This window comes from Streptomyces sp. NPDC042336, from assembly GCF_055581985.1.
Map to the genome: position 1 here is coordinate 1 of NZ_JBVJEA010000055.1, position 12,580 is coordinate 12,580.

Sequence of the window (12,580 nt, forward strand, 5' to 3'; positions counted from 1 at the left end):
TCACGGCTGCCGACTTCTGCCGCCGTCACCTCGCCGCTGCCTCCGAGCAGGAATGATCCGACAATCCGGCGAACCTTCCCGGTCAGAGCACTAGAGAGCGGCGCAGATCCTGCATCCGGGCGTTGAGGGTGTTCATGCCAGGGGTTGGCGCGGTCCACGTCGGAGCGCAGGGTCTCGGAGCTGCGCCCGGGCCGGCAGAACAGCAACGTGGCGAGTTGCGCGAGCCGGGGGCCGTGGCCGGTACTGGCCAGTACCGGTACCGACCTTCAGCGGCAGCGACGCGGGCCAGGTTCCGTAGGGCTGTTGCAGCAGGCTGGGTCGAATCCGACCCGGCGCAGGTCGTCGATGCAGCCCGGGTTCATCCGCGCCACCGCGCACAGCTTGCCGAACTCCGGGCCGGGGGAGAAGACCTCGTTGGTGGCCGGACGGCCGGACTCTCCGATGCCGGTGAACTCCAGGTCGTGGGAGACGTAGCGGGGCGGCGGCCGCCGAACTGCGTCTCGCCCGCCATATCGACGTACCGATGAAGACCATGCCGTTGGCGGTCTGCCGTTAGGTGAGCTGCTCGGTAGCGGAAAGAGTGGCACTCTTCAGTCCGTCGAAGTGGGCGGCACGGGACCGGCCGGCGGCAGGAAACCTGGCGGGTCAGGCCCCGGTGGCGCGGCGGGCAGCGGCGGCACGGGCGCGGGCGGCGTCGGCAGGGTCGATGCCGTGGTTGACGGGATCGAGGCCGATCAGCTCACGGTGCAGACGGCGAATGAGCAGCGCGAGATCAAGGCGGAGCCGGGAACGTTTGTCGCGGATCTCGGCGATGCTGCGGGCGTTGACATCCAGACGCAGAGCGAGTGCGGTGGCAGGCCATCCGGCACGTGCCAAGTCAGCCAGCAGCCCGGACGTATTGGCAGCGTCGGTCAGGCCCGGGGCACTGGGCGCGCTGCGTGCGGAAAGTGGGATACCGAGTACAGCCGTGGCGGTGGTGCCAGCGATGGGCCTTGCCTGCTGGCCTAGGCCGTTTCTTTTGGATCTTGCAAGGCTTGTCATACTTCCCGAGTGGAGATGCAAGCCGAGGAGGCAGCGCGGCGTTGGCTGGCTGATCAGGGTGTCAGCCAGGTGTGCGACGGGTGGGTGAGCGACGAGAAGCCGGACGCGTTGCTCACCGCCAACGAGGTAGCGCACTCCTGGGCCGGTGATGTGTTCGCCGAAGATCTGGATGCAGCCGACCAGGTGAGGTTGGCTTTCGGGCTGCTGGACCTCCTCGACGAGTACTGGGTCACGTGCGAGATCCGGTTCGCGAACGAGGGTGCGGAGGGTCCCCTGCCGGCCGACGTGATGTTGGGCGGCTACCGTCAGCGACTGGAGGCGGACCGGGACTCTGAGGCCGTCACCTACTCGCTGTGGGTGGACTGGTTCGAGGACCACGCCACTTCCGCGACGGCCTTCGCCGAGGTTCTCGGCAACGACATCGACCGGATAGTGGCCGAGCGATCGGAGGCCCTGCTCCGCCGAGCCTGTCGGGTTCTGGAGTGTTCGGGCCCGGTGCGCTGGACGGTGAAGGAGCTGACGTACCGCACCGCCATGCGACTTCCTGCCCTGCACTCGGCCGTCTTCCGCGGCCTCCTGGCGAGCTTCCACAACGTCTACGGCGACCTGGAGCCGACTGTCGCACTGACCTTCCTCGGCCAGCTGGATCTCCCCACGAACACCCAGCACCTTGCCGAACTGCGCCACGTACTTGCCGCCGGGCACAAGAACCACTACCGCAGCCCTGGCGCCTGGGACGATGCGCTTCGCTCCTGCTCCTGAGCCGTTGGCCTGGCAGACCAGAGAAAGATGCCAGCGACGTAGAGTCCGGCCAGGTAGATGGTTGCGGTCTTCTCGTAGCGGGTGGCTATGCCCCGCCACTGCTTCAAGCGGTTGATGCAGCGTTCGACGGTGTTGCGCTGCTTGTACGCCTCGCGGTCGAAGACGGGTGGCCTACCGCCCTGGCTGCCGCGCCGCAGCCGGTGGCCGCGTTGATCGGCCGGAACGGGGATGACCGCCCGGATTTTGCGCTTGCGCAGGTGCTCGCGGATCGCGCGTGAAGAGTACGCCTTATCGGCCAGGACCACGTCCGGCCTGGTACGGGGACGTCCTCGCTGCCGAGGGATGCGGAGGCGGGCCATGACGTGAGCGAAGACGGGCGCGTCACCGGCCTGTCCGGCGGTGAGCACGAAGGCCAGCGGCCGACAGTGAGCATCAGAGGCGAGGTGGATCTTCGTGGTCAGTCCACCACGAGACCGGCCGATGGCATTGTCATCGGGCTCGCCGGCCGGGGCCCCTTTTTGCGGGCCCCGGCTGCGTGCTGGTGCGCGCGCACGACAGTGGAGTCGACCGAGACGGCCCAACCAAGGTCTTCCTCGGCATCGGCCTGCGCGATGAGTGCGGTGAACACCCGCTCCCAGGTGCCGTCGATGGCCCACATCCGCAGCCTGTTGTAGACGCCCCTCCAGTTCCCGTACTTCTCGGGCAGGTGGACCCACTGCGATCCGGTCTGGAACTTCCAGGCGATCGCATCGATCACCTCACGGTGATCCCGCCACCGGCCACCCCGCTTCGGAGTCCAATCCGGGAGTAACGGCTCGATCCGCGCCCACTGCGCGTCGGTCAACGGCACACCCGGATCAACGATCGGCTGATCCAAACGAAACCGCCTAGTTCTGCGCTGCGCAGCAGTCGACGCACCAGCGTCACTGCCAGGCCAGCCCTGTCAGCGATGTCCTGTGTGGACATGCCCTGCTCGCGTAGCCGGACAGCCCAGCGGGCGGCGGCATAGGGCGGGACGCGGGCCGAGACGCCGCGCAGGCGGTCATGGTTGCGTTGGCGGCGGGCCCGGCGTGCTGCCTGGCGACACTCGGTGCGGGTGCAGCCGTAGTCAGCAGAGGATGCCTGGCCATGACGGACGGCTGACCGCCGCGGCCGGCGCTGTGCCTGCGGCGCGGCCGGGGCGGACTGTACTTCAGAGGGCTGCATGGGTTTCCTGCTGGGAATGTGCGGTGCCGGTCCACGGTACGCGCCCGCACGGAGGAATCAGCCCCATCCCGAGCGGGATCAGTGCTGTGGCTCAAGAAGCCGGGGGGGGGGAGTCTTCTCGAGCCACAGCCCGGCTCCTTCCCTCTACGAACGAGCCGGGGATGCCGTGCCGGGAGGCTTGCCTCCCGTCAGGGATTGGAACAGGTCCCCCGGCCAGTGCGCGACTGACACCGGCGACATCCAACTGCACCACGTACTGGGGACCACAAAGGTTCACCCCTGACGGGGGCGGCTTCAGACGCGGTTGAAGCCTCCCTCCTGATTTCCCGCCTCCTCAACGAGGCGTCCACTCCTCGGCGGCCGTCGGCGGCGCCTGCCAGAGCATGCACGGAGTGGGCGGTCATCCCGGACTCGGCTTTGGCTGCAGTCGGTACCGTCATAGCCGGCCGGAAGGCCGTCCGGCGCCTTCGCACTGGGGGACCGAAAGCTGACTGGTCCTCGGGCGCGGCCTCGCCTTCTGTCCGCATGATGCCGCTGTTCCTGCGGCGACGAGCTTGCACTACAAGGACGCCCAGTTCGTCGACGAGGCAGTGCTCGTTGACCCAGCCGGTGTTCGCGACGACGTCATAGATGCCATAGGGCACCGCTCTGCCCAACTCGCGGTCAGGGAATCGTGGGTGTCGACCCGCACCGGCTCGCCTCTGGGCTCCCATTCACGGCCGTTGTTCTTGCACGGACCGACCAGCTCCTTCTTCTTCGTGTCCACGCTGATCACCGGTTCCCCGCTGTCCTGGTGGCTGCGGGCCTGTTCGTTGAGGTACTGGAACTGTGCGTCCCGGTCGGGGTGCTGTTTGCCCTCCAGCGTCTTGGCGTTGCTCTGGAGGCTGAAGCCTTCCTCACGCAGGAGGTCGCCCACCGTGTCCGCGCAGATCCTGTGGCCTTGGCGGGTCAACTCCCCGGCTAGTTTGCGGGTGGATTTGATAGTCCAGCGCAGCGGAGACATGGGGTCACCGCGGACGTCGGGCTCGACCAGCGTGAGGAGTGCCTTCCGAACGGCCGGGTTCCGTTCGACGACGCGTTTGCGGCCGGCGCCGGGCCGGCGGATGCGTCCCAAAGGGGCCTGACCGGAGTCGAGTTCCCGTACTCCGCCCGACACAGTGGCTTCGCGGACACCAGCGGCACGAGCGACTGCTCTGATCCCGCCATGACCGAGGAACTGGGCCTCCACCCCTATCAACAAGCGACGCTGCCGCCCGTCCAGGTGCGGCAGAATTGCCTCGAACTTGGCTGCCAGCACGGCCCGTTGCCCATCCAATCCGCTCATGACAGACCAACGAACCACCGAGCCGAAAGCTACGAGTTAAAGATCTGCACGCCCTTAATGCCAAGAAACCGTTAAGAAATAACCTCACGGCGTATGAACTTCACAAAAGGCCAAACCGTGAATACTTGACTTTCGTAATCTATTCATTGAGAGGCGAGTAAGGGAGTTAAAGTGCCGAATCAGGATGCAGTCCACCGTCTCAAGCTGCCATGGGAATTCGGCCTTGGGGCGGCATGGCAGAAAATCGGTGAGCTGCCTTGGGTAACTGTTGCCGAGATCCTCGGGAAGTCCGGCCTTGAGGGCGCTCCGCACGCGATACAAGCGGGCGGCATCCTTGCAGAAAACGATTTGGTCTATGCCATCGGTGTCGGGGCGAACGGGGACGTGGGAGCAAAAGCGGCCCTGGAGGAGATCGTCCGATGGCAGCAGGGGCGGGGAGGCCCGGCTCTGAATCTCTACAAGGTAGGCGCCGGATTGGCTAACATCGCCGGTCTGGCGGCGTATGCCGCTTCCGGTGTCGGCGCGGTGAGCCCCGCGATGGGAGGAGCCGGCGCACAGATCGCGGGCATGGCATACCTGGTGATAGAGGGCTCATCGAAGGACCCGGAAAGGGCTACACTCTCCCTTGCCCGAAGAGCGATGGACGCCGGCCGCGAGGGATACTCCTACATCGTGCAGGGCTACGGTACGGGAATTCTGAATAAGGACGTCTATGCCGTAGGGCTCGGGCTGAACGGGCTCGTCGGGGCGCAGGCGTTCTCGGACGAGTTCGGGAATTTGGTGCGCACTTTCAAGCGCCCGGACGAGAAGCTGCCAAAGCCGAACTACGGGAAAATGTTCGGCGGGATCCTCAACATGGCAGGGGCGGTCGGCTACGCCATAGGAAGCTCCAACGTGCTCCACGGTGCGTTTCCTCACAGGTATCTCCAACTCGTCCGCGGGATATCTGCGGCAGTCGAAGCGGTCTCCTACGGAGTGATCATTGGCTCGGAGGTATCGGCACACGTGGCCGCAGAAAGCAAGGTGAGAGAACCGCTGCTGCCCACGCATCAGGACGGCACCGCCATATCCCACCAGTCCGACCACAGCAGGTTGCCTGTCATTGACCCCGGGCCAAGTCTGCTGAGCATGACCGCCGACATCCTGGACCGAAGGCCGTCCGGACCAGACCCAGGCCGCACTAGCCCCGTCCCGCCAGTCGACGCACGGATCGTGTCAGGCCTCACCTCCACCCGGAAACCGTCGCAGGCTTCCCTCTCGGCGCGCCCGGCAGGGCTAGTGCAGAAGAGGCTGCCTCAGCCGCCGCGCAACGCGCGCAAGCGTTGACGGCGTGCACTCCGAGCGAGAGGAGTCTGTCCCTGTCAGCGCAAGGTGGAGGGTGTGAGGCGGATTCTCTGCGGCTGCTGCGTGCGGAGGCGTATGGGCTTGGGTTTGACGGTCGTTTTCACCTGTTCGACGAGGTGGGGCGATGAGCGGGTGGGCGGGGAGGCCGGGTGAGGCGGCGGGCCAGGAGGGTGATGAGCGAAGATCCGCAGATCGTGCAGGGAAACCGTCCAGGGCAGGTTGGGGTGCAGCAGCAGGCCGGCCCCGACCGTCTCGTGGGAGACGAACACACCACGCTGGAGCATCAGCTCCTGCACCTCGCGAAAGCTGAGCGGGAGGCGGAAGTACAGCCACACGCAGTGGGGGGATCACCTGGATCGCGTACCGGTGCCGCCTTGTACGACGGCGACGCGCTCTCCACGGACGGTCCCCCTCCACCATGACTAACCCGAAGATCATCCCATCCGGTCAGCCAACATGACAGCACCCTTGACGAACGTCGAGCTTAATGAGTCCGACGGCGCTCACCGGGGGATCGGGAGGAGGCCACCGCGTACTCGGTGGTTCCCCGGCGCCATGTCTCGGTGTCTGCGGGTGTCGCGGTCCTGATGTCTGGCAGCGAACGAGAGCAACCCTGCCACTGAGGGCTGGCGCCCGCCGTCGCGGCCACAGGGTTCACGATGTTGCGGGTTCCGCCGACGGCTGCATCAGTGACCGGGATCCCTGCCAGTAGGCGGTGTACTTGGCTGCCTGGCCCGGAGGGTACTGGCCGCACCATACCGGTTTCCATCACACCGGCCTGTAGCCAGCGATCGTTCGGATCCGGTGCTGCCAGAGGAGCCACAAGCGGGTCAGGAGAGGTGGAGGGAGCAGGGAGCAGCGCCTGCGCGTACCGGGCGATGCTTTCTAGCTCCGACACATCTGCTCGTCCGGCGGCGGGTGGCACGTTCGCCGCAGTGTCACTCCGGTGCAGCGGGAGGACATCGGGGCGGTACGTCTGCTCCGCGGGCAGGAAGTGCTGCTTCAGGACGTTGGAGGCGGTGACAAGTAGCAGACCCCCGCCCGTGCCGTACCGGCCGAGGAACCCTCCGGCGCCGGCACCGTAGAGCCCGTAGCCCGCGACGTTGACGACTCCGAAAGCCAAACGCGTGAGACTCGGCTTGATGTGCTCCTGGTCGGGTCGCATCCAGATCCCGCAGGCAGCGCGCGTCTCCTTGATGATCTGGTTCACCCCATCGAGCCCGGCGATGCCCGTGCCTATGCCATAAAGGCTCAAATTGTCCTGGAACTTCCCGAGACTCTTGACGAAGGGTGACAGGTCCGTGGCTACGGAAGGGAGCAGCTCAGCCCACCGCAGATTATTGACCACGTCATCATCTCCTGCCCGGCATCAACCCGCGACGGCGTTTTCTACAGCCCTACCTTTCCGACCTTCACATCTGGGGGTAAACCCAAGGTCAACGGCAGGTGATATCGCCCATCCGTTCGGGGTCGCCCGGGACGCCCCACCTTGTGGGTGCTGCCATGTTGGCTGACCATGGGGCGATCTTCGGGTTGGTCATGGTGGAGGGGGACCGTCCGTGGAGAGCGCGTCGCCGTCGTACAAGGGGGTACCGGTACCCGACCGAGGTGATCTCTGACTGCGTGTAGCTGTACTACCGCCAGCGCGACGTGTTTGGAACGCGGCGGCTTGTGCGCCACTCCTCGGCCGTCTTGTGTCACTTCTCGCAGGCGGCGTGGCGGTCGGGGAGTTCCGACCGGTCTAGTACTCCAGCAGCGGTTCGTGTCCTGAGCTGCGTTTTCGGTAGTGGCAGCGGCGGGCGACGGCTTGGTGGTGTCTTCTCCAGGCCGACCACTTCAGTGTGTGGGTGGCGGGGTCGCGGTCGGCTCGTGGGTGGGGCAGGAGAGTGTCCAGGAGTCGCTGGATTTCTGCCACGGTGAGCGGGACGAGGGCTGATCCGTTTCTGCAGCCCCCTTTGCGGACTCGGCGGCTTGGGCGGCGAGTGCGGTCAGGACGGCGTGGGCGAGCATGGCCAGGGTGATGTGCCGGTACCAGCCGGGATAGCGGCGGACCTCGTACTGGTCGAGGCCGCATTCGTTCTTGGCGGCCTGGAAGCACTCCTCGATCGCCCAGCGGGAGCCGGCCACTCGGGCCAGCTCGGCGATCTTCGACGCCGACGGGGGCGTAGACCAAGTAGTAGGCAAGTTCGCCGGGGTCGGAGATGCTGCGGCGGGCCATCACCCAGCGGTGATGGGTCGGCGGGTCGGGGTCGAAGACGAGGTTGGCGGGCAGCTTGGCCGCGGCCCAGTCGTAGACACGCGGGCCCTTGGCGCCGTCGCCGCAGGAGAGTCTCTGCCAGGCATCGCCAGGGGCGTCCTCGATGAGCTGGTCGATGCGCCAGATACCGGCCAGCGACTTGATCTGCTGCGACTTGGGCACCGCCACCACATAGCCGACGTCGAATTGCTCGAGCAGGCGGCGGAAGTGCCAGTCCTGTCCGTAGGCCTCGTCCGCGGTGACCCAGGCGGCGGGCAGACCCGCACCGAGGCACCGGCGGACGATGTCCCGGGCCAGTTCACCCTTGGTCGCAAACGCCCGCTCATCAGGGTTTTTCGCCGCCCGGCAACGGTCGCGGTCGGACGTCCAGGCCTTGGGCAGGTAGAGCTCGCGGTCCACCAGGGCCCGGCCCGAACGAGTGGTATAGGCGGCGAACACCCCGATCTGACAGTTGTCGATCTTCCCCGACGTGCCGGTGTACTGCCGGCCCACCCCGGCCGACGTGGTGCCCTTCTTGATGAACCCCGTGTCCTCGATGATCAACACTCCATCGGGGCCGAGACATTCGCCGACGTAGGCACGGACATCGTCGCGCAAGGCGTCCGCGTCCCAGACGCTGCTGTTCAGCAGCCGCTGGAAGCCGTCCGGCGTGCGGTGACCTGCCCATTCCGCGAGCTGCCAGCCATTCTTCCGTGCCGCTTGGCCCAGCAGACCGCGGACGTAGTCCCGCATCCGCCACCGCAGATCCGCCCGAGCGAACCGGCCCGCCACCCGAGCGAACACCGACTCCAACTCCGCAGCCCAGCAACCGACTTCAGTCATGCCCTCCATACCAGGTCAACGACAATCGCCAGCTCAGGACACGATCCGCTGCTGGAGTACTAACTGATCATTTCAGAATGAGTTTGGCCCGAGGACTTGGCAGTTGGGCTGGTGGGCGGCCAAGTTCTGCAGGTGCCGGATGACCTTGTGCCTGATGGCCTGTGGGATCGTGTCGTCCCGTTGCTCCCGCCTCGTCCGCCGCGGCGTCGGCGGTATCCGGGCCGGCTGCCAGCGGATGACCGTGCGGCTCTGCGCGGGATCATTTACGTCCTGCGCACGGGCGTGACCTGGGCGGACGTGCCGACCGAGACGATCGGCTGCAGCGGGGTTACGTGCTGGCGGCGCCTGCGGGACTGGACCGAGGCCGGAGTTTGGCCCCGCCCGCACGCCATTCTCCTCGCGGAACTCCGCGGAGCCGGCCTGCTGGCCATGGACGACGCCGCGATCGACGGCTCGCACGTCCGGGCTCTGAAAGGGGGGCTCACACCGGACCTTCGCCGGTCGACCGCGGCCGCCCCGGCAGCAAGCACCACCTGATCACCGACCGTCACGGAAAACCCCTCGCCGTCTCGCTGACCAGCGGAAATCGGCACGACGTCACCCAGTTCATACCCATGCTGGACAGCATCCCTCGCGTCCGCGGCCTGGGTCGGCCGGACCCCGCCACCGGCCACGGCGACTGTTCGCCGACCGCGGCTACGACTACGACAAGTACTGACGCCTGCTCAGAGCCCGCGGTATCACGCCGAAGATCGCCCGCAAGGGCACCGCCCACGGATCCGGCCCGGGCAGGACCCGATGGGTCGTCGAGGGAACCTTCGCCTGGCTCCATCCGTTCAAACGCCTTCGGATCCGCTACGAGATACGGGCCGACCTCCACCTCGGACTGCTCCAACTCGCCTGCAGCATCATCTGCTTGCGACGACTCCGAGCCTCACTTTTTTACGGTGTCCTTGCGCGGCCGACGCGCGGGCGAGATGGCCAGCAGCGGTGCGAGATGGTCCAAGATGCGGTCGGCCGCGGACTTCGAGACTCCGAACAACGGCGCCACCTGCCGCAACGTGAGATTCGTGCGCCAGTACGTCGCCACCAGCAACACCCGGTCCTCAAGCGACAGCCGCCACGGCCGGCCACGCCGAACGTCGCCACCTCGGCGCCGCACCAGTGCCACCAGCCTCGCGAACTGCGCCTCGGTCAGACCCGCAAACGGCTCGATCCACTTCGGATCATCTGCTGAGATCACCCCACCCATGCCCGACCAACGCACCAGCCGCACCACTGGTTACGGGACAACCTCTAACGAGCTCGTGCACAGTAGGCGGTGAGAGGCCGAGCCTGGATGGTTGATCATGGTCGGGTGGTGGGGAACTCGACGCGTGCGGCGATCATCAGTAATCGGCGGATCACGGGCCTGACTGCCGGAGTGATTGCTGAACTCGTCGAGGAGATCGGTCCGTTGTGGCAGGAGCGTCACCAGGCGAAACTTGCCGCTCGACCGCGGAAGCGGGCCGTGGGCGCCGGCGCGAAGCACCGGCTGGTGTTCGTCGACCGGCTCCTGGCCACGCTCGTCCATCTTCGTCATGGGGCCACCCATGACGTGCTGGCCTGCTGGTTCGGAGTGGACCGCTCCACCATCACCCGGGCCGTCGGTGAGGTGCGGCCCCTGCTCGCCGAGAGAGGGTGCACCGTCAGCCCTGACGTGCGGTTGCGGTCTCTGGCCGAGGTCATCGACCATCTCGGCTCGAGCGGGACGACCGGCATCGTCGACGGCACCGAGATCCGGGTTCGCCGCCCGGCCGCCGGACGCCAGGACCGCGACAAGTTCATCTCCGGCAAGAACAAGCAGAACGCGGTCAAGTCCATGGTGGTCACGGACGGCGAAGGCCGCGTGCTGTGGTGCAGCCCAGCACGGCCCGCAAGCTGCGCAGACATCACCCAAGCCCGCCAGTTAGGGCTGGTCAGACTCCTGGCCGACGGACCTGCGGTGGAGATCCTCGCCGATGCCGGCTACCAGGGCCTGGGCGCCCAGACCGGCGGCCGGGTGATCACACCACCACACCGCAAGTTCAAGAAGAACGCCCCGGACTGGTACGAGGAGATACACGAACGCCAGCGCAAGGCACACTCCTCACGCCGTATCCGTGTCGAGCACGGCATCGCCCATCTGAAGAACTGGCGGGCACTGGCCCGTCATCTCGGCCGCCGCGAGCATATGAGCGACACCATCCAAGCCGTCGCCGGCCTGCTGTCCCACCAGCAGACCGTGGACCTGAGGCCGACACGGCAGACGTGAACCCAGGTCACACCGAAGTTCATGACGTCTCACCGCCTACTGTGCACGAGCTCGTAAAGGGTGTTGCAGAAGGCCGTGATCGGGCAGGTCGGAGGGGTGTTCGGGCGTGTGTGGTCATGCGGTGAGGGCGAGGTTGTGCATGCGGGCGACGGCCTGGACGGCGTGGTGGAGGCCGTCGCCGCGTTGCCGGCAGTCGCGGAGGATCTTGTAGTTCTTCATGCGGGAGAAGGTGTGCTCGACACGGGCGCGGACCTTGCGATGCTGCGCGTCGTCCTCTTCCTCGCCCTTGAGCAAGGGGCGTCCGGGGCGTTTGCGGTGCGGGACGATCAGGCCGGTGTTGATGTAGGCGCCGTCGCCGAGGACCGTCACGTCTTCGCAGTGTGCGGCCAGGCCGGAGTCCCGCCAGGCTTTCGCGTCCGCGGTGTTCCCGGGTACCGGCCGGGCCGCGGCCACCACAAGCCGTGTCTCGGCGTCCACGATGACCTGCACGTTCGCCGAGAATCGGTAGTTGCGTGAGGACGCTCCGACCTTGCGGTCGCGGACCGGGACGAGGGTGCCGTCCACGATCCACAGCCGCTCGACAGCGTCCTGGGAGGTGCGGGCCGGCTCGAGCGCGAGCAGCGGACCGAGCCGCTGGATCACCCGGCACACCGTCGCGGGCGAGACGCCGAACAGCGGGGCGAGCTGCCGCATGGTGAGGTTCGTGCGGTAGTACACGGCCACCAGCAGCACCCGCTCGGCCAGCGGCAGCCGCCACGGACGACCCCATCCACAGCCCTCGCCACCGCGTTCCCGGACCGCCCGCAGCAGCCGGCCGAACTGATCGACCCGCAACCCCGTGAACGTCTCCACCCACACCCGCTCGGCCCTCAACACCCCAGCCATACAACGGATATGTCCAGATCGCGGCCTTCTGCAACACCCTTTAGGCTGCCGGGTGCGAGTCGGCCTCGCCTTGTCAACAGGGCTCTCAGGCCCGGGCTTACTCAAAGGCTCGACTCGCGCCCACGAAGGTTCCGCGGCTTCCGCGCCCTACATGTGGAAACGCGGCATTGCGAACACTATCCCCGAGAAAGCCGACCAGCGACGGTACCGGCTGAGGCGCGGTGGCCGACCGCCAGGGTTCGACCGGGAAACCACCCGGTGGCGCAACATGATCGAGCGCTGCTTCAACCGACTCAAGGGATTTCGCGGCATCGCCACCAGAAACGAAAACCGCTACTTCCTACGAAGCAGTGGGCCGGCGGCACCTGGCTCTCCCGCTTCTGCGACTGACGTTCGCACGGACCGTGGCCGGGTGAGACCGCCCTGCCTGGCCGCGGCGGGGACGGTGCACGTCTCGCGGCTGGCGGTTGTGCTGCGGCATCTCAGGTTTGGGAAGGCCTCCACGCTGTCGTCGTGGAGGCCTTCCCCGGCGGCTGGGCCGCCCCGGGCGTGGGACTGTAAATCGTTCGGTGTAACTCCCGATCATGGAGGATGCATCGATGACCAGTGAGAACGTGGCTGAGCCCGAGGCCGTTGAACCCTCGAA

At 66.7% G+C, this 12,580-nt stretch carries 7 protein-coding genes and 6 pseudogenes; 5 read left to right on the forward strand and 8 right to left on the reverse strand.

Annotation, left to right across the window (positions count from 1 at the left end; translation table 11 throughout):
- Positions 1–645 precede the first annotated feature (645 nt).
- The gene (locus ACZ6IM_RS41475) at positions 646–1,041 is read right to left on the reverse strand and encodes a hypothetical protein (protein ID WP_319218868.1); all 396 of its coding nucleotides are present in this window, start codon (positions 1,039–1,041) and stop codon (positions 646–648) included.
- Between the two features lie 84 nt (positions 1,042–1,125).
- On the opposite strand from ACZ6IM_RS41475, the gene ACZ6IM_RS41480 reads away from it, so the two are divergent.
- Positions 1,126–1,803 carry a hypothetical protein gene (locus ACZ6IM_RS41480; RefSeq protein WP_469564383.1) on the forward strand — a complete coding sequence of 226 codons (678 nt, stop codon included), beginning with the start codon at positions 1,126–1,128 and terminating at the stop codon, positions 1,801–1,803.
- On the opposite strand, the gene ACZ6IM_RS41485 is transcribed toward ACZ6IM_RS41480, so the two are convergent.
- Together ACZ6IM_RS41485 and ACZ6IM_RS41490 are read right to left on the reverse strand one after the other, a co-directional pair.
- Positions 1,755–2,653, reverse strand: a protein-coding gene (locus ACZ6IM_RS41485; protein WP_398918956.1) for an IS5 family transposase whose coding sequence is annotated in 2 segments (ribosomal slippage) — positions 1,755–2,314 and positions 2,314–2,653 — 900 coding nt in all. Because the reading frame shifts where the segments join, the coding sequence is not laid out codon by codon here. The two genes, ACZ6IM_RS41480 and ACZ6IM_RS41485, sit on opposite strands and share 49 nt — an antisense overlap.
- Positions 2,654–3,554: 901 nt before the next feature.
- Positions 3,555–4,333: pseudogene (locus ACZ6IM_RS41490) on the reverse strand (ISAzo13 family transposase); the annotation flags it as partial.
- 171 nt (positions 4,334–4,504) lie between these two features.
- Here ACZ6IM_RS41490 and ACZ6IM_RS41495 point away from each other — a divergent pair.
- Positions 4,505–5,659: a type 2 periplasmic-binding domain-containing protein gene (locus ACZ6IM_RS41495; RefSeq protein ID WP_319218720.1), complete on the forward strand. Its 1,155-nt coding sequence runs from the start codon at positions 4,505–4,507 to the stop codon at positions 5,657–5,659.
- 263 nt (positions 5,660–5,922) lie between these two features.
- On the opposite strand, the pseudogene ACZ6IM_RS41500 reads toward ACZ6IM_RS41495, so the two are convergent.
- From ACZ6IM_RS41500 to ACZ6IM_RS41510, 3 genes and pseudogenes are all read right to left on the reverse strand, one after another.
- Positions 5,923–6,077, reverse strand: a pseudogene (locus ACZ6IM_RS41500) (IS6 family transposase); the annotation flags it as partial.
- An 84-nt stretch (positions 6,078–6,161) separates the two neighbouring features.
- Positions 6,162–7,025, reverse strand: coding sequence for a hypothetical protein (locus ACZ6IM_RS41505; protein WP_319218758.1), 864 nt, complete (start codon positions 7,023–7,025; stop codon positions 6,162–6,164).
- Positions 7,026–7,513: 488 nt separating this feature from the next.
- A pseudogene (locus ACZ6IM_RS41510) lies at positions 7,514–8,765 on the reverse strand (IS701 family transposase).
- Positions 8,766–8,882: 117 nt separating this feature from the next.
- Between ACZ6IM_RS41510 and ACZ6IM_RS41515 the strand changes: the two are divergent.
- Positions 8,883–9,687: pseudogene (locus ACZ6IM_RS41515) on the forward strand (IS5 family transposase); the annotation flags it as partial.
- Between the two features lie 12 nt (positions 9,688–9,699).
- On the opposite strand, the pseudogene ACZ6IM_RS41520 reads toward ACZ6IM_RS41515, so the two are convergent.
- A pseudogene (locus tag ACZ6IM_RS41520) lies at positions 9,700–10,008 on the reverse strand (helix-turn-helix domain-containing protein); the annotation flags it as partial.
- Between the two features lie 171 nt (positions 10,009–10,179).
- Here ACZ6IM_RS41520 and ACZ6IM_RS41525 point away from each other — a divergent pair.
- Complete coding sequence (locus ACZ6IM_RS41525; protein ID WP_319218542.1) at positions 10,180–11,049, forward strand: transposase family protein; 870 nt, start codon at positions 10,180–10,182, stop codon at positions 11,047–11,049.
- 114 nt (positions 11,050–11,163) lie between these two features.
- On the opposite strand, the gene ACZ6IM_RS41530 is transcribed toward ACZ6IM_RS41525, so the two are convergent.
- Complete coding sequence (locus ACZ6IM_RS41530; RefSeq protein WP_319218540.1) at positions 11,164–11,934, reverse strand: transposase; 771 nt, start codon at positions 11,932–11,934, stop codon at positions 11,164–11,166.
- Positions 11,935–12,091: 157 nt separating this feature from the next.
- On the opposite strand from ACZ6IM_RS41530, the pseudogene ACZ6IM_RS41535 reads away from it, so the two are divergent.
- Positions 12,092–12,256: pseudogene (locus ACZ6IM_RS41535) on the forward strand (IS5/IS1182 family transposase); the annotation flags it as partial.
- Between the last annotated feature and the right edge of the window lie 324 nt (positions 12,257–12,580).